General features: G+C 73.1%; 14 protein-coding genes and 1 tRNA gene. 8 read left to right on the forward strand and 7 right to left on the reverse strand.

What is annotated here, in order from left to right:
• From EV562_RS31200 to EV562_RS31215, 4 genes are all read left to right on the forward strand, one after another.
• Positions 1–162, forward strand: a 162-nt coding sequence (locus EV562_RS31200) for a glycerophosphodiester phosphodiesterase family protein (protein WP_279588520.1), incomplete at its 5' end; no start/stop codon positions are given.
• 143 nt (positions 163–305) lie between these two features.
• Positions 306–650 carry a hypothetical protein gene (locus tag EV562_RS31205; RefSeq protein WP_133890214.1) on the forward strand — a complete coding sequence of 115 codons (345 nt, stop codon included), beginning with the start codon at positions 306–308 and terminating at the stop codon, positions 648–650.
• A 184-nt stretch (positions 651–834) separates the two neighbouring features.
• Positions 835–2,994, forward strand: coding sequence for a SpoIIE family protein phosphatase (locus tag EV562_RS31210; protein WP_133890215.1), 2,160 nt, complete (start codon positions 835–837; stop codon positions 2,992–2,994).
• Positions 2,991–3,662, forward strand: a complete 672-nt coding sequence (locus EV562_RS31215) for a CBS domain-containing protein (RefSeq protein WP_133890216.1) — start codon at positions 2,991–2,993, stop codon at positions 3,660–3,662. Before EV562_RS31210 ends, EV562_RS31215 begins: the two co-directional genes overlap by 4 nt.
• A gap of 242 nt (positions 3,663–3,904) precedes the next feature.
• Here EV562_RS31215 and EV562_RS31220 read toward each other — a convergent pair whose 3' ends face one another.
• The 5 genes from EV562_RS31220 to EV562_RS31235 form a co-directional block, all read right to left on the reverse strand.
• Positions 3,905–6,124 carry an MMPL family transporter gene (locus tag EV562_RS31220; RefSeq protein WP_133890217.1) on the reverse strand — a complete coding sequence of 740 codons (2,220 nt, stop codon included), beginning with the start codon at positions 6,122–6,124 and terminating at the stop codon, positions 3,905–3,907.
• Positions 6,125–6,463: 339 nt separating this feature from the next.
• Positions 6,464–7,564, reverse strand: a complete 1,101-nt coding sequence (locus EV562_RS31225) for a winged helix DNA-binding domain-containing protein (protein WP_133890218.1) — start codon at positions 7,562–7,564, stop codon at positions 6,464–6,466.
• Complete coding sequence (locus tag EV562_RS35230) at positions 7,561–7,713, reverse strand: hypothetical protein (RefSeq protein WP_166662084.1); 153 nt, start codon at positions 7,711–7,713, stop codon at positions 7,561–7,563. The genes EV562_RS31225 and EV562_RS35230 overlap by 4 nt, the downstream gene beginning before the upstream one ends.
• A gap of 304 nt (positions 7,714–8,017) precedes the next feature.
• Positions 8,018–8,089: transfer RNA gene (locus EV562_RS31230), tRNA-OTHER, on the reverse strand.
• A gap of 65 nt (positions 8,090–8,154) precedes the next feature.
• On the reverse strand, positions 8,155–9,363 hold the full coding sequence (locus tag EV562_RS31235) for a Cmx/CmrA family chloramphenicol efflux MFS transporter (protein WP_133890370.1): 1,209 nt from the start codon (positions 9,361–9,363) through the stop codon (positions 8,155–8,157).
• 175 nt (positions 9,364–9,538) lie between these two features.
• Between EV562_RS31235 and EV562_RS31240 the strand changes: the two genes are divergently transcribed.
• Both EV562_RS31240 and EV562_RS31245 read left to right on the forward strand, forming a co-directional pair.
• Positions 9,539–10,120, forward strand: a complete 582-nt coding sequence (locus tag EV562_RS31240) for a sugar O-acetyltransferase (RefSeq protein WP_133890219.1) — start codon at positions 9,539–9,541, stop codon at positions 10,118–10,120.
• A 10-nt stretch (positions 10,121–10,130) separates the two neighbouring features.
• On the forward strand, positions 10,131–10,712 hold the full coding sequence (locus tag EV562_RS31245) for a TetR family transcriptional regulator (protein WP_133890220.1): 582 nt from the start codon (positions 10,131–10,133) through the stop codon (positions 10,710–10,712).
• A gap of 49 nt (positions 10,713–10,761) precedes the next feature.
• Here the strand turns inward: EV562_RS31245 and EV562_RS31250 are convergent, their stop codons facing one another.
• Together EV562_RS31250 and htpG are read right to left on the reverse strand one after the other, a co-directional pair.
• Positions 10,762–12,060, reverse strand: coding sequence for a YeeE/YedE family protein (locus EV562_RS31250; protein WP_133890221.1), 1,299 nt, complete (start codon positions 12,058–12,060; stop codon positions 10,762–10,764).
• A 316-nt stretch (positions 12,061–12,376) separates the two neighbouring features.
• On the reverse strand, positions 12,377–14,281 hold the full coding sequence (gene htpG, locus EV562_RS31255) for a molecular chaperone HtpG (RefSeq protein WP_133890222.1): 1,905 nt from the start codon (positions 14,279–14,281) through the stop codon (positions 12,377–12,379).
• A gap of 243 nt (positions 14,282–14,524) precedes the next feature.
• On the opposite strand from htpG, the gene EV562_RS31260 reads away from it, so the two are divergent.
• Complete coding sequence (locus EV562_RS31260; RefSeq protein WP_133890223.1) at positions 14,525–15,400, forward strand: SGNH/GDSL hydrolase family protein; 876 nt, start codon at positions 14,525–14,527, stop codon at positions 15,398–15,400.
• Positions 15,401–15,430: 30 nt separating this feature from the next.
• Positions 15,431–16,387: a helix-turn-helix domain-containing protein gene (locus EV562_RS31265; RefSeq protein ID WP_133890224.1), complete on the forward strand. Its 957-nt coding sequence runs from the start codon at positions 15,431–15,433 to the stop codon at positions 16,385–16,387.
• The last annotated feature ends 24 nt before the right edge of the window (positions 16,388–16,411 follow it).

A 16,411-nucleotide genomic window follows, 5' to 3' on the forward strand; every position in this document is an offset into this window, starting at 1 on the left:
CAGCACACCGTCACCGACCAGACCCTCGTCGACCGCGTCCACCAACTCGGCATGGACATCAACGTCTGGACCGTCGACGAACCCGGCGCCATCCGTACCATGACCGCCCTCGGCGTCGACGGCATCATCACCGACTACCCCCAAACCCTCACCCAGCGGTGACGGGGAACGGACGAACCGGCGCCTGCGCACGCCGCACGATCGGGCGTTGACGGTCGGTACGGCGCAGGGTCGTGCCGCTCCGGGGTACCCGGTGGTACCAGTGACCCGGAAAAGCGACAGCGACCCAGGAGAGCGGCACCACGATGTATGACCAGACGCGCGCACAGCAGCCCCCGGACCAGGACCAGCGCCGCATCGAGCGCCGTACCGCGGCAGAGGAGTCTCTTCTGCCGTCGGCGGACCGGGACGCCGTCATGGACCGCCTGCGCAAGGCCCTCAACACCTTCGCCGACGCTCCGCACGACGCTCTGGAGGAGGCCGAGGGCGCCTTCGACGACGCCGCGGGCCACCTGGCGAAGGCCCTGGCGGAACGGCGCCGGGCCCTGCACGAGAGCTGGCAGGACCAGGACCCCGAGACGCACGCCGAGGAACTCCGGCTCGCGCTGCGGCAGTACCGGGAGATCACGCAACGGCTGATGCGCACCTGACCGGCGTGTCCAGGGGCCGGGTCGGGTGCGGGACGGCCCGCTGGGCCGGGTCCGGCAGACGTGGCGCTCGCCCCGCATCCTCGCGTGCCGTGACGGCCGTACGGGCGTAGTGTCCAGGTATGGGTGATGTTCGGTGTGGCCGGCGTCGGGCAGCCCTGTCGGCGCCGAAGCGGGCGGACGGCTGATGGACTCCGCGCTGGCCGCGGTGGTGCGGGCGAGCGGTGCGTACGGAGGACTCCTGTACGTACTGCCACCCGGCGATGACGCGGTGTGGCAGGTCCTGGTCACGGGGGTCCCGCAGGAGATGGCCGCTCCGTGGCGGCGGGTGGGGCTCCGGGACCCGATGCCCGTCGCGGACGCGGTCCGTGAACGCCGTCTGACGTGGGCCGGCGGCCGGGAGGAGATGGCGCGCGAGTATCCACGGGTGGCGCTCGTCCTGCCGTACGACTTCGGCCTGGCGGCCGCGCCGCTCGTCTCGGGCACCGCGGTCCGGGGCGGTCTGGTGCTGATGTGGCCGGGGAATCATCCGGCGCGGCTGAGCGACGCCGAGGAGGACGTCATCCGGGCCGGCTGCCGGCGGCTCGGTGACTGTCTGCAGCGCGCCCTGGACCGCGGCGACCCGCTGCTGCCCCCCGACCGTCCAAGGACGCTGCCGCCGCCGGCCCCGCGCGCGCCCTCGCGGACGGAGGCGGCCGGGCTTTCGGCCTTCGTGGACCGTCTGCCCGGCGGCTCCTGTGCGCTGGACCTGGACGGGCACCTCACCTTCGTCACCCCCGGGGCGGCCGAGCTGCTCGGTGTCGACCGGGCTGTGCTGATGGGCGCGCTGCCGTGGGAGGCGCTGCCCTGGATGGATGTACCGCATGTCGAGGACCGCTACCGGGCCGCGCTGGTCAGCCGCAGACCGCAGGCGTTCACGGTGCTGCGCCCGCCCGCGACGTGGCTGACCTTCGAGCTGTACCCGGACGCCACGGGGCTGAGCGTACGCATCACCCCCGGCAGTCCGGACGGGGAGGCGCCGCCCTCCCGGGCCGTACAGTCGTCGGGGCCCAGCCGCGCCACCGTGCTCTACCACCTGATGCACCTGGCCTCCACCCTGACCGAGGCGGTCGGCGTGCAGGACGTGGTGGAGCAGACCGCCGACCAGCTCATGCCGGCCCTGGGGGCCCAGGGCATGGTGGTGATGGTGGCGGAGGACGGGCGCCTCAAGATCGTCGGGCAGCGCGGTTACCGCACCACCCTCCTGCAGCCCTTCGACCGGGCCCCCCTGAGCTCGGCCGACCCCGGCGCCGACGTCATGGCCACCGGCGTCCCCGGCTTCTGGTCGACGTTCGACGAACTCCACGAGGCCTATCCCGCCGTGGCGCACGAGGACGGGATGGCCGCGTGGGCCGTGCTGCCGCTGATCGCCTCCGGCCGGCCCATCGGCTCGCTCCTGCTCGCCTACCGGCGGCCCCACGTCTTCCCGCCCGCCGAGCGGGCCGCCCTCACCTCGCTGGCCGGCCTGGTCGGGCAGGCCCTGGACCGCGCCCGGCTGTACGACGCCAAGCACGACCTGGCGCACCGTCTGCAGTCCGCCCTGCTCCCCCACACCCTGCCCCACCTCTCCGGCCTCGGCGTGGCCGCCCGCTATCTGCCGGCGGCCCGCGGCCTGGGCATCGGCGGCGACTTCTACGACGTCATCCGCCTCGACGAGCACACGGCGGCGGTCACCATCGGCGACGTGCAGGGCCACAACGTGGACGCCGCGGCCCTCATGGGGCAGGTCCGCACCGCCGTGCACGCCCACGCCACCGTGGGCGCGCCCCCCGGTGACGTGCTGACCCGCACCAACCGCCTGCTCACCGACCTGGACCCCGGTCTGTTCACGAGCTGCGCCTACGTCCACCTCGACCTCGCCACGCACCACGCGTGCGTGGCACTCGCCGGCCACCCCCCTCCCCTGCTGCGTCACGCCGACGGGCGCGTCGAACCCCTGCGCGTGCCCCCCGGCCTGCTGCTGGGCATCGAGCCGGACACCGTGTACCCCGCGCTGGAGTTCCCCTTGCCGCCCGGCAGTGTGCTCGCCCTCTACACCGACGGGCTCGTCGAGGCGCCCGGAGTCGACCTCGACGACGCGATCGCGGCTCTGGCCGGACTGCTGGAAACCGGTGATCCCGGCGATCTCGACGCCATGGCCGACACCCTCATCCGGCACGCGCCCACCCCGGGCGACGACATCGCCCTGGTCCTCGTCAGTCCCCGCGCGTCGGCGGGGCACTCCGGGGCCGGGCCGATCGTTTTCCCGGGCAAGAAGGACGAACGCCGGTCGAAGCGGACCGGCAGCGGAGGAGAAGACCCTTCATGAGACACCAGAGGGTGCGCGATCTGATGAGCGGCGCCGTGGTCCGCGTACAGCGGGGCACACCGTTCAAGGAGATCGCCCACCTGCTGCTGGAGTACGACATCACGGCTGTGCCGGTCGTCGACGCGGACAACCGCCCCGTGGGGGTGGTGTCGGAGGCCGACCTGTTGCAGAAGATGTGGGGGCAGGAGCCCGACGGTTCCCCGGAGCACGCGGAGTGGTCCCGGGTCTCGGCCGGCAAGGCGGACGCCACGGACGCGGCCGGGCTCATGACCTCGCCGGCGCGGTGCGCCCGGGAGGACTGGAGCGTCGTGGACGCCGCCCGGGTGATGGCGCGGCACCGCATCAAGCGGCTGCTGGTCGTCGACGGGGACGGACGGCTCGCCGGGGTCGTCAGCCGCAGCGACCTGCTGCGGGTCTTCCTGCGCACGGACCGCGCGATCCGTACCGAGATCATCGAGGAGGCCCTGGTCAAGGCGCTCGGCCTGGCTCCCTCGTCGGTGCAGGTGGACGTGGCGCACGGCCATGTGGTGCTCAGCGGCCGGCTTCCGGATCATGTGTCCGCCCCGCTCCTCGAGGAGCACTGCCGGAGTGTGGACGGCGTCGTCGCCGTGGAGTTCCGGCCGGCCGGCGAGGCTGGCGCCGAGGGCCCGGCGGCCGTCGGCTCCTGACCCGTGGCCACCCGCCCCCGGCCCCGCCGCCGGACGGCGTCCGCCCGTGTCCGCTTCCCCTGGGAGGGACGCGGACACGGGCGGAGTGCGGGGCCGGGGCTGGTCGGACTCCGGTCGGGTCCTTCACCTCGGCGGCCCCGGCCGACGGTGCGGGAGCCGGGGCCGCCGCGGGCGCCGGGCCGCCCTCGCTGAGACCGAACCGTCCGTGGAACCGTCGCAGGACGGACGGTGCGCGGTGGGTGTCAGACTCCGGCCGTCTCCGGCTCCCGGCGGGGCTCCGGGGGCGTGGCGGTGTCGCCGAGTTCCCGGTGCAGCTTCTCGCCCTCGACGTCGACGTTCGGCAGGAGGCGGTCCAGCCACCTGGGCAGCCACCAGGCCTTGGTGCCGAGCAGGGCGAGCACCGCGGGCACGATGGCCATGCGGACCACGAAGGCGTCGAAGAGGACGGCGATCGCGAGGCCGAAGCCCATCATCTTGATCATGGCGTCGTTCTCCAGGATGAAGCCGGAGAAGACGCTGATCATGATGATCGCGGCGGCCGCGACGACCCGGCCGCCGTGGGTGAATCCCGTGGTGACGGAGTCGGCGGCGGACTCGCCGTGCACGTAGGCCTCCCGCATGCGGGTGACGAGGAAGACCTCGTAGTCCATGGCCAGGCCGAAGACCACGCCGATCATGAAGATGGGCATCATCGACATGATCGGGCCCGGCTGGTCCACCCCGAACACGTCCGCGAGCCAGCCCCACTGGAAGACCGCGACCACCGCGCCGAGCGCCGCGGCCACCGACAGCAGGAAGCCGAGGGCCGCCTTCAGCGGGACGAGGACGGAGCGGAAGACCAGCATCAGGAGCAGGAAGGCGAGCCCGACGACCAGGGCCAGGTAGGGGACGAGCGCGTCGTCCAGGGTCTGCGAGAAGTCGATCGTCATCGCGGTCGCACCGGTGACCAGCATGGTCGCGCCCGTGTCCGTCCTGATGTCGCCGGACAGCGAACGGATGTCGTGCACCAGCGACTCGGTGGCCGTGTCGCTCGGGCCGGTCTTCGGCACCACGGTGAGGACGGCGGTGTCGCCCTCCTCGTTGAAGTCGGCCGGGGTGACGGCCGCCGCCTCGCCCAGTGCGGTGATCTTCTTGCCGACGGTGTCGGCGGCGGCCTCGGGGTCGTCCGCGCCGCGCGCGTCGACGGTGACCATCAGCGGGCCGTTGAATCCGGCCCCGAAGGACTCGGACAGCATGTCGTAGGCCTTGCGCTGGGTGGTGTCCGGGGCCGAGCTGCCCTCGTCGGGCATACCCAGTTCCATGCCGGCGGCCGGCACCGCGATCACCCCGAGGCCGAGGACCGCGGTGAGCAGGACGGTGACCGGGCGGCGCAGGACGAAGCGGGCCCAGCGGGTGCCGAGCCGCGGCCTGGCGGAGGCTGCCCGCGCCCGGGCGGGGGCCTTCCGGTCCCGGCGGCTGAGCGCCTTCCTGCCGGCGAAACCGAGCAGCGCCGGGGTGAGGGTGAGGGCGATCAGCACGGCGATACCGACCGTGCCCGCCGCGGCCAGACCCATCTTGGTGAGGATCGGGATGTTGACGATCGCGAGCCCGGCCAGGGCCACCACGACGGTCAGCCCGGCGAAGACGACCGCGGAGCCCGCGGTGCCGACCGCGCGCCCGGCCGCTTCCTCCGGGGCGCGGCCCTCGGCTATCTCGGCCCGGTAGCGCGAGACGATGAACAGGGCGTAGTCGATGGCTACCGCGAGGCCGATCATCATGGCGAGCGTGGAGGTCGTGGCGGACAGCTCCAGCGTGCTGCCGAGGGCCCCGATGGCGGAGATGCCGATGCCGACGCCGATGATCGCCGAGAGCAGCGGCATGCCGGCCGCGACCAGTGAGCCGAAGGTCAGCAGGAGCACGACCGCGGCGACTCCGATGCCGATCAGCTCGGCGGTGCCGCCCATCTCCTGCTCGGCCACGACCGCGTCGCCGCCGGTCTCGACGGTGTAACCGCCTTCACGCGCGTGGTCGGTGGCGGCGGTGAGCGAGTCGCGTGCCTCGTCGGTCAGTTCCATCGCGTTGACCTTGTAGGTCACGGAGACGTACGCGGTGGTGCCGTCCTTGCTGACGGCGTTCCCCTCGAACGGGTTGGCCACCGAGGCGACCTGCGGGCCTGCCTTCAGGTCGGCGACCAGGTCCTCGACCTGGTCCTTGCCGGCCGGGTCGGAGATCTTGCCACCCTCGGGCGCGCGGATCACGACCCGGGCGGTGGCACCCTCGGCGCTGGCGGCCGGGAACTGCTCGTCGAGCAGGTCGAAGGCCTTCTGGGACTCGGTGCCTGGCATGGAGAAGGAGTCTTCGGGCGGGGCGGGCGCGGCGGACGACGCGACGCCGGCGCCCACGAGTATGGCCACCCAGAGCAGGGCGACCAGGCCGCGGCGCCGGAACGCCCTCCGGCCGAGTCGATAGAGAAACGTAGCCACCTTGGACCAATCCGTCGGGTTGCGGGCAGGACGAAGACCCGGCACATGGGGGGAAGGCGGAGGCGCTGACCGGGGTACGCATCCATGCTCGCCCGGGGTTCTCGGCGTTTGATCCGACCCTGGGTCTGGACCGGCGTACTGCGTCGGGTGTAGTGGGGTCTCGGGCCCCTCTCCTCCTGGCGTAGCTCCCGAAGATGGATGTACGCCGCATTTCGTTGCCGCGGGCAGCGGTCAGCGGGACGCGGGGGTGGCTGACCTCCTCTTCGGGGCCGGCCACCGCATCGGTGCCACGGGAAGCAGGCGGTACTGGGCCCGGCGCCCGGCCCGGCCGCCCCGTACTCAGGACGGCGCCGCCGCGACCCGGACCCGGGCGCCCTCGCCGTCGGAGAGGAAGGACGCCAGGGCCGCCCCCTCCTCCGTGACCTCGGCGCGCTCCGCCCGGGTGAGCCGGCGCAGCGGGGTCACGGTCACCGTGCCGTCCGCCACCGCCCAGGTCGCGGCGACCCGGCCGTCGACGAGGACGAGGCGGGCGCCGGTGACCGACAGTCCGCGGTGCGCGTCGTCGATGAGGCGGCCGCGGCCCTGGTAGCCGAGGACCGCGTTGTCGAACGCCGGCAGGAACCGCGCCGGCGCGCGGGTGCCGGGGTCGGGGCGGGGTGCGTCGGGCAGGTCCAGCAGTTCCCGGCCGCGCTCGTCGCGGAAGGAGACCAGTTCCCCGCGCACCGCCGCGACGGCGGCGGGCAGCCCCGCCAGACCGCACCAGGCGCGCAGGTCCGCCGAGGCGGCCGGCCCGAACGCGGCGAGGTAGCGCCGCACCAGCGCCGCGCCGACCGGATCGGTGCCCGGCGGGGCCGGCGGGTCGACCTCGCGGCCCAGCCAGGCGGCGGCCGGGGCGTTGCGCACCCCGGCCCGGGTGCGCCACAGACCGCGCGGCGGCAGTTGCACCATGGGGATCAGCGCGGCGACCAGCATCTCTCCCAGGGCCCGCGGTGCCGCGTCCGGCCAGCGCCCGGCGACCGCCCGGGCCAGCTCGCCCATCGAGCGGGGTTCGCCGTCGGCCAGGACCGCCCGGCCGGCCGCGGCGAGTTCGTCGAGGTCCACCCCTGCCAGCTCGCGGCGGTAGGTGCCGAGGACGCGTCCGCGCAGCATGGTGTCGTGGCGCGAACGCCAGGCCAGCATGTCGTCGGCGGTGACCAGGTGGACGGTGCGGCGCATCAGGTGGGTGCGCACCACCCGCCGGCCGGTCAGCAGGTCCGAGAGCGCTCCCGGCGCGAAGTCGCGCAGCCGCGACCACAGGCCGACGAACGGTTCCTGCGGCTCCTGCGCCTGCAGGCCGCCGAGGTGTGCCACGGCCTCCAGGACCGGGTGGTCGGCGCGGGCGAGCAGCAGCTGCCGGGCGAGTGCCGCCCGGTTCAGCGACCGCGCGTCGAGCACGCTCACGCGGAGTACCCGCTCACGATGTCGAGGGCCGAGGTGACGCCGAAGCGGTCCCGCGGCATGCCGAAGAGGGGCGCCCACCGGGCGGAGAAGCTGACGGCCTCAGGGGCGTCACCACGGAAGTTCAGGCGGGTCACGGCTTTGCCGGGCACGACGGGCTCCTTGCCTCGAGGAAGCTGCGGGAAGCGAGGGGGCGGTCCGCGGGAGCGGGCCGTCCGAGGGGCCGGCCGGCCCCGCTGCGCCCACTCTGCTCCCGATCGAGGTCAGGTTCTGGCCGCCATGGACGCGAGTCCCGGGGTTTCCGACGGGTCCATGGCGGTCGGGTTCTGGCCTCCATGGGCGCGGGCAAGGAGGCGTGCGCGGGGCCGGCGAGCCGCTGCGGCGGGACCGCCGCCGGGCTCGCCGCCCGGACGTCGGGCCCGAGGTCGGGGCCCGGAGCCGCGTTCGAGGAAGGGGGGCGGGGCGACCGGATTCGAACCGACGTCCTCCGAGATGGCACGGCGCACTACCTCTGTGCTACGACCCCGCCCCTTGCCGGTGATCATAAACGAAGCCGGCCCGGACGCCCAGCAGTTGTCCGGGCCCGGCCGGTGTCACACCCGCTGGGACAGGTCCACGCTCGCGGGCTCGGTGGCCATCGCGCCCGCCACGACGCGCGACCGGCTGTGCAACCGCAGCGAGGCGGCGACGAAGGCGATCGCGACCAGGGTCATCGCGGCGCCCGCCCAGGCGGTGGCGGCGTACCCGAAGTCCGCGTCGATCACGGTGCCGCCGAGCCAGGGGCCGCCGGTGTTGCCCAGGTTGAACGCGGCGGTCGTCGTCGCACCGGCGAGGGTGGGCGCGGCGCCGGCGACGTTGAACATGCGGGCGTTGAGCGCGGGCGCCGTGTAGAACGCGGAGACGCCGAGGAGCAGCGACAGGACGATGACGGCGGCCGGGCTGGAGGCGAACAGCGCGAGGGCGGCCAGCAGGACCGTCGAGGCGGTGATGCCGGAGAGCAGGACGCCGAACAGGTGCGCGTCGGCGACCCGGCCGCCGATCGTCGTGCCGATCAGCGCGCCGACGCCGAACAGCGCGAGGACGGTCGGGACCCAGCCGTCCGCCAGTCCGGCCACGTCGGTGAGCAGCGGCGCGAGATAGGAGAAGGCGCAGAACACTCCCCCGGCGGCGAGCGCGGTCACGACGATGGACAGCCAGACCTGACGGTCCCGGTAGATGGCCAGCTCGCCCCGCAGCCGGGGCCGCCGCTCGGGCAGCGGGATGCGGGGGATCAGGGTCACCACGCCGACGAGCGCGACGGCGGACGCGCCGCCCACGGCCCAGAACGCGGACCGCCAGCCCAGGTGTTCGCCGAGGAACGCGCCCGCGGGGACGCCCAGCACGTTGGCGATGGACAGTCCGCCGATCATCACGGCCATCGCGCGGGCCCGGGCGGTCACCGGCACCATGGCGATGGCCACGGCCGCGCCCACGGCCCAGAAGCCGGCGCAGGCGAGCGCGCTGACGACCCGGGAGACGAACAGCACCTCGTAGCTCGTCGCGAGTGCGCCCGCGACCTGGCCGAGACCGAACACCGTGATCAGCGCGACCAGGGTGGTCTTGCGCGGCAGGCGCAGGGTCGCGACGGCGAGCAGCGGCGCACCGACCACCATGCCGATCGCGAAGGCCGATATCAGCAGCCCGGCTCGCGGGATCGACACGTCCATGTCGTCGGCGATGGGCGGCAGCAGCCCGGAGAGCATGAACTCGCTGGTGCCGAGCGCGAAGACGGACAGGCCGAGGATGTAGACGGCCAGCGGCATGCGGCCGGCCGTGGACCGTGGGGAAGAGTCGGGCATGACAGGTGTCAACGGAGCCCCGCTTCCGGCCATTCCCGCGGCCCGCCCCGTCTCACGATGCGGCTACCGTGCCGACCGCTCCAACCGCGCGACGGACACGAGTGTACGTTCGTACGCTCGGCAGGGTACGATCGCACGCATGCCGACGGACCACTTCGCGGGCGATTCCCGCACGAACCTCGAACGCATGCTGGCGGGCGACCTCTACGTCGCCGACGACCCGGAGATCGCCCGCAGGCAGCAGCAGGCCGTGCGGCTGGCCGCCCGCTACCAGACGGCGTACGCGGAGGACGCGGAGACCGCACGACCGCTCCTGGACGAGCTGCTCGGCTCCCTGGGTGCCGAGGCGCACGTACGGCCGCCGCTGTACGTCGACTACGGCAGCAACATCACCGTCGGGGCGCGCACCTTCGTCAACTACAACCTGACGGCGCTGGACGTCGCGGCGATCACGATCGGCGAGGACTGCCAGATCGGGCCGAACGTCCAGTTGCTCACCCCCACGCACCCCCTGGAGCCCGGGCCCCGCCGGGACAAGCTGGAGGCGGCCCGCCCCATCGTCATCGGCGACAACGTCTGGCTCGGCGGGGGTGCGATCGTCCTGCCGGGCGTGACCATCGGGGACAACGCGGTGATCGGTGCCGGTGCGGTCGTCACGAAGGACGTGCCCGCGAACGTCGTGGCCGTCGGCAACCCCGCCCGGCCGGTGCGGAATCTGTGAGCCTGCTCCCATGGCGACCGGACACACGGATCCGCAGCGGCGGGAGCGCATCCTCGCGGCCACCCTCGACCTGATCGCCGAGGAGGGCATCGCACGCGTCTCCCACCGCAGGATCGCACAGCGCGCGGGGGTGCCGCTCGGCTCGATGACGTACCACTTCAGCGGCATGGAGCAGGTGCTGCGGGAGGCATTCGGCCGCTTCACCGACCACATCGTCGCGGTCTTCGACGCGCACCTCGGCGCCGCCGCCGACCGCGACCAGGCCCGGGAGGCGGTGGCCGACCTCGTGCACGAGCTGTCCGAGGACAGCCAGCGCGACCTGGTGCTGACCCAGGAGCTGTACACGCTCGCCGCGCGGCAGCCCGCCTACCGGGAGCTGACCCACGAGTGGATGCGCCGCAGCCGCGTCCACCTGGAGAAGCACTTCGACCCGGACACGGCCCGCCAGCTCGACGCCCTCATCGAGGGTCTGACCCTGCACCGCGCCCTGGCCCGTGAGCCGCACGGCCGTGCGCTCACCGCGGAGGCCGTCGCCCGGGTCACCCGCGCGGAGCGGGGCGCCCCCGAGGAGCGCGGGATCCGAACCCCCTAGCTGCCCGTGCGGCACAGGCCTGACCCCTGTGCCGCACGGGCGTCCCCCGTCAGCAGACGCCGTCGCCCGGCTTGGGGTTGCCCAGGCCGAACAGCGGCCGCAGTTTGAGGCCCACCCAGGTGCCGGCCAGCGCGAACACACCCCACAGCCAGCCGCTGAGGCTGCCGGAGGCGATGCCCGCCAGGTAGGCGCCGATGTTGCAGCCTCCGGCCAGTCGGGCGCCGACGCCCATCAGGACGCCGCCGAGCACCGCCGCCAGCGCGGTGCGCCAGGGGATGCCCCGGTGCAGCGCCCAGGTGCCGCCGAGGGAGGCGGCGACGGCGGCGCCGATCATGATGCCGATGTCGGTGAGGCTGGTCTTGTCGGCGAGGACGGAGCCGGACAGCATCTCGGCGTTGCCGGGGCGCTGCCACCAGGACCAGGTCTCCGGATGACCGCCGAGCGCGCCCACCAGCTCCGAGCCCCACAGGCTGAAGGCGCTGGTGACGCCCCAGGCGCCGCCGGAGACCAGGAGTACGCCCGCGCCGAGCACGGCCAGTGCCAGGGCGCCCGCGGCCAGGGGCCAGGAACCGCGAACGGCCCGGACCGCCGCCCGGCGCGCCGAGGGGACGGTCCCGAGCGGGGGCGGGTTGCGGCGGGCCTGAACACGCCGGCTGACCAGTACCACCAGGAGCAGCGCGGCGACGGTGACGCCCCAGGAGCCGAACCAGCCGATGTGGTCGGACAGCACGACGGGCTCCCAGGCCGGGAGGTCCTTCCACAGGTCGAACTGCCAGGCGGCCAGCGTGGCGCCGGCGACGAAGCCGCCCAGCGTCAGCACGATCGACGTCTGTCCCGAGCCGACGGCGAAGAGGGTGCCGGAGGCGCAGGCGCCGCCGAGCTGCATGCCGACGGCGAAGAGCGCCGACCCGGCGAACAGGCCGACGCCGATCGGTCCGGCGGACGGCGCGGGCTGCGAGCCGAACAACCCGGTCTCGGTGCCGATGACCAGTGCGAACAGGGTGGCGGTGGTGCCGAGGAGCAGAGCGTGTGCCCGCAGCCCCGTTCCGTTGCCGACGGCGACCAGCTGCCGCCAGGCGGAGGTGAAGCCGAAGCGGGAGTGGAAGAGGGCGACGCCCAGGCCGAGGCCGAGCAGGAGCAGCACGCCGGGCTTGGCGCCGTGCGCGGACCACACGTACGCGGTGAGGGCGGCGGCGAGCAGCCCGGACACGACGAGCGGGGTGCGCCGCACGGGGGGCAGGGGCGGCGCCTTCGGACGTGCCGAGGAGGTCGGCGAGGGAGCGAACAGCGGGGCGGGCGCGCGCGGCGGCGCGGCCGGGGACGACCCGGCGGGGGGTGCGGTGGTCACGGAAGAATCTCCGGGGTGGTGTGCACGGGGACGGCGGGCGCTGGCGGGGCTGGCGGCGCGGGGAGCGCGTCAGGCCCGGGGCTCAGTGGCGACAGAGGCCGTCGTCGACGCACCACGCCGAGTTCGCGAAGAGCGCGAGGCACAGCAGCGGAGCCGATGCATACATGCGTGCGAATATACGGAGTGATGCGCTCCGGATGCCATCCCGTCTCGCCATGCGGATGGCGCAGGGCCCGGAGCCTCTTCCACCAGCGCACGGACGAGGCCCCGGGCGCAGCCGCCGCGGGGCCCCGTGCCGTGACCGGGCCGTATCCGCCTACAGGGTGCGCTCCAGGCGGTCCGCCATCAGCTGCACGAACCGGGCGGGCTCCTTCGGCCGGCCTCCCTCGGCGAGCACCGCGAGGGCGTGCAGCAGTTCGGCGGTCTCGGTGAGCTCGGCGCGGTCCCGCTGGTCGGTCCAGGCCCGGTTCAGGGTCTTCACCAGCTGGTGCTCGGGGTTGAGTTCGAGGATCCGCTTGGCGCTGGGCACCTCCTGGCCCATCGCGCGGTACATGTTCTCCAGGGCGGGCGTCAGCTCACCCGCGTCGGAGACGACACAGGCCGGCGAGACGGTGAGGCGGGAGGAGAGGCGGACCTCCTTGACGTCCTCGCCCAGGTGCTCGGTCATCCAGCCGAGCAGCCCGGCGTACTCCTCGCCCTGCTTCTCCTTCTCGGCGTCGCTCTTGTCGTCCTCGGTGCCGGCGAGGTCGATCTCGCCCTTGGCCACCGAGCGCAGCGTCCTGCCCTCGTACTCCCCCACCGCGTCGACCCAGACCTCGTCGACGGCGTCGGTGAGCAGGAGGACCTCGACGCCCTTGGCCCGGAACGCCTCCATGTGCGGGGAGTTCTCGATGGCCTGCCGGGACTCGCCCGTCATGTAGTAGATGTCGTTCTGCCCCTCCTTCATGCGCTCCACGTAGTCCTTGAGCGCGGTGGGCTCCTCGGCGTCGTGCGTGGAGGCGAACGAGCAGGCGGCCAGGAGGGCGTCCCGGTTCTCGGAGTCGGTCACCAGGCCTTCCTTGAGCACCGCGCCGAACTCGCGCCAGAACGTGGCGTAGCGCTCCGGCGCCGAAGTCCTGAGGTCCTTGACCGTCGAGAGGACCTTCTTGGTCAGGCGGCGCTGGATCATGCGGATGTGGCGGTCCTGCTGGAGGATCTCGCGCGAGACGTTGAGGGAGAGATCCTGCGCGTCGACGACGCCCTTGACGAAGCGGAGGTAGGGCGGCAGCAGTTCCTCGCAGTCGTCCATGATGAAGACGCGCTTCACGTAGAGCTGGACGCCGCGCTGGTAGCCCTGGGTGAACAGGTCGTGCGGGGCGTGCGAGGGCACGAAGAGCAGGGCCTGGTACTCGAAGGTGCCCTCCGCCTGGAGGCGGATCGTCTCCAGCGGGTCGCGCCAGTCGTGGGCGATGTGCTTGTACAGCTCGTGGTACTCGTCGTCGGACACCTCGTCGCGCGGGCGGGCCCACAGGGCCTTCATCGAGTTGAGCGTCTCGGCCTCGCGGGCCTCGGCGGTGTCGTCCCCGCCCGGCGCCGGCAGCAGGCGGACCGGCCAGGTGATGAAGTCCGAGTACCGCTTGACGATCTCCTTGATCTTCCACTCGGAGGTGTAGTCGTGGAGCTGGTTCTCGGAGTCGGCCGGCTTGAGGTGCAGGGTGACCGCGGTGCCCTGCGGAGCCTCCGGGATCCGCTCCAGGGTGTAGGTGCCCTCGCCGCGCGAGGTCCAGCGGGTGCCCTCGGTCTCACCGGCGTGCCGGGTGACCAGGGTGACCTCGTCCGCGACCATGAAGCCCGAGTAGAACCCGACGCCGAACTGGCCGATGAGTCCGTCGGCCCCTGCCGCGTCCTTGGTCTCGCGCAGCTCTTCGAGGAACTTGGCGGTGCCCGAGTTGGCGATCGTGCCGATCAGCCGGGTGACCTCGTCGTACGACATGCCGATGCCGTTGTCCCGCACGGTCAGCGTGCGGGCCTCCTTGTCGGCCTCCAACTCGATGTGCAGATCGCTCACGTCGGCGCCGGGCACGTCGTCGCGCAGGGCGGCGAGGCGCAGCTTGTCCAGCGCGTCGGAGGCGTTGGAGACGAGCTCGCGCAGGAAGACATCCTTGTTCGAGTAGACGGAGTGAATCATCAGCTGGAGCAGCTGACGTGCCTCTACCTGGAACTCAAACGTTTCGGTCGACATGGCTGGTGAGTACCTCACAGGTCCGTCGTACGGCTGGCGGGATTCACTTTAGAACAGCCCCCGCCCGCCCAGGGCGGCCGCCGGCCGGTCGTCCCGCGCGTCGACGGCCTCTTCCAGCCACTCCGTCAGGCCGCGGGAAGTTCCGTCAACATCGTTGACTTCGAGTCAACAGCCCTGCACATTACTTAAAAGTAGAACCGCCCGGTAACTCCAGCTGCCGCCCTCCTCGAGAAGAGAGAGCACATGCCGAAGCACGCCCTTCGCCGTGTCATGACCGCGACAGCCGCCGCCGTCGGCACGCTCGCCCTCGGTCTCACGGACGCCACCGCCCATGCCACGCCCGCCGCGCTCGACTACGTGGCCCTGGGCGACAGTTACAGCGCCGGCTCGGGCGTCCTTCCCGTCGACCCCACCAACCTGCTCTGTCTGCGCTCGACGGCCAACTACCCCCACGTCGTCGCGGCCGCCACCGGCGCCCGCCTCAAGGACGTCACCTGCGGCGCCGCCCGGACCGCCGACTTCACCGAGGCCCAGTACCCGGGCGTCGCCCCGCAGGTGGACGCGCTCGACGCCGGCACCGACCTGGTCACGCTCACCATCGGCGGCAACGACAACGGCACGTTCATCAACGCCATCACGGCCTGCGGTTCGGCCGGTGTCCTCAGCGGAGGGAAGGGCAGTCCCTGCAAGGACCGGCACGGCACGTCCTTCGACGACGAGATCGAGAACAACACCTATCCCGCCCTCAAGGCCGCGCTGCTCGACGTCCGCGCCAAGGCCCCGAACGCCCGCGTGGCGGCCCTCGGCTACCCGTGGATCACTCCGGCCGCCGCCGATCCGTCCTGCTTCGTGAAGCTGCCCCTCGCCTCCGGTGACGTCCCCTACCTGCGGGCCATCCAGGCACACCTCAACGACGCGGTCCGGCGCGCCGCCGAGGAGACCGGCACCACCTACGTGGACTTCTCCCAGGTGTCCGAGGGACACGACGCCTGCGAGGCTCCGGGTACCCGCTGGATCGAACCGCTCCTGTTCGGCCGCAGCCTCGTTCCCGTGCACCCCAACGCCCTCGGCGAGCGGCGCATGGCCGAACACACGATGGACGTCCTCGGCCTGAGCTGACCCCGCACTCCCCCGCCGTACCCTTCTCCCGTGCCGTCCTCCCGCCTGCGCCGCGTCGCCGTCCTCGTGCTCGAAGGCGCGAAACCCCTCGACGTCGGCATCCCGGCGCAGGTGTTCACGACACGCGCGAGCATGCCGTACGAGGTGCGGGTGTGCGGCGCCGCACCCGGCCTGGTGACCGGCGGGGACGGCCTGTCGTACCACGTCGCCCACGGCCTGGAGGCCCTGGCCTGGGCCGACGTGGTCTTCCTCCCCGGTTACCGGTCCCCCGACGTCGACGATCCGCCACCCGCGGTCATCGACGCGCTCACGGCGGCCCACGACCGGGGCGCCCGGCTCGCCGCCATCTCCACCGGGGCGTTCGCGCTCGCCGCCACGGGTCTGCTCGACGGCAGACGGGCCACCACGCACTGGCACTACACGCGGGCACTCGCGGCCAAGCACCCGCACGTACGGGTGGACGAGAACGTGCTGTTCGTCGACGAGGGCAGCGTCCTGACGTCCGCGGGCGCCGCCTCCGGCATCGACCTGTGCCTGCACATCCTGCGCGGTGATCTCGGGGTGGCCGCGTCGAACCACGCGGCCCGCCGCCTGGTGGCGGCCCCCTACCGCAGCGGCGGTCAGGCCCAGTACGTGCCGCGCAGCGTGCCCGAGCCGCTGGGCGAGCGCTTCGCCGCCACCCGTGAGTGGGCTCTGCGCAGGCTCGATGAGCCGCTCACCCTCCAGGCCCTGGCCCGGCACGCCGCGGTGTCGGCACGTACCCTCTCGCGGCGCTTCGTCGAGGACACCGGCTACACCCCGATGCAGTGGATCATGCGTGCCCGTATCGACATGGCCCGTGAGCTGCTCGAACGCTCCGAGCGCGGCGTCGAGCAGATCGCCGCCGACGTGGGCCTCGGCACCGGCGCGAACCTGCGGCTGCACTTCCAGCGCATCCTCGGCACCACCCCCAGCGACTACCGCCGCACCTTCGCCCGGGGCGAGTGACCGCGCGCGCCTGTCTGCCTGGCG

It is taken from the genome of Streptomyces sp. BK208 (assembly GCF_004364245.1).
Taxonomy (GTDB): Bacteria; Actinomycetota; Actinomycetes; order Streptomycetales; family Streptomycetaceae; genus Streptomyces.

Bases quoted from the DNA above. Each gene is read 5' to 3' on its own strand.
- EV562_RS31205 (WP_133890214.1), top strand. From the start codon at position 306: ATGTATGACCAGACGCGCGCACAGCAGCCCCCGGACCAGGACCAGCGC.
- EV562_RS31210 (WP_133890215.1), top strand. From the start codon at position 835: ATGGACTCCGCGCTGGCCGCGGTGGTGCGGGCGAGCGGTGCGTACGGA.
- EV562_RS31215 (WP_133890216.1), top strand. From the start codon at position 2,991: ATGAGACACCAGAGGGTGCGCGATCTGATGAGCGGCGCCGTGGTCCGC.
- EV562_RS31235 (WP_133890370.1), bottom strand. From the start codon at position 9,363: ATGCCGCTGGCCGTCTACATCCTCGGCCTGTCCGTCTTCGCGCTCGGC.
- EV562_RS31240 (WP_133890219.1), top strand. From the start codon at position 9,539: ATGCCGACGGACCACTTCGCGGGCGATTCCCGCACGAACCTCGAACGC.
- EV562_RS31245 (WP_133890220.1), top strand. From the start codon at position 10,131: ATGGCGACCGGACACACGGATCCGCAGCGGCGGGAGCGCATCCTCGCG.
- htpG (WP_133890222.1), bottom strand. From the start codon at position 14,281: ATGTCGACCGAAACGTTTGAGTTCCAGGTAGAGGCACGTCAGCTGCTC.
- EV562_RS31260 (WP_133890223.1), top strand. From the start codon at position 14,525: ATGCCGAAGCACGCCCTTCGCCGTGTCATGACCGCGACAGCCGCCGCC.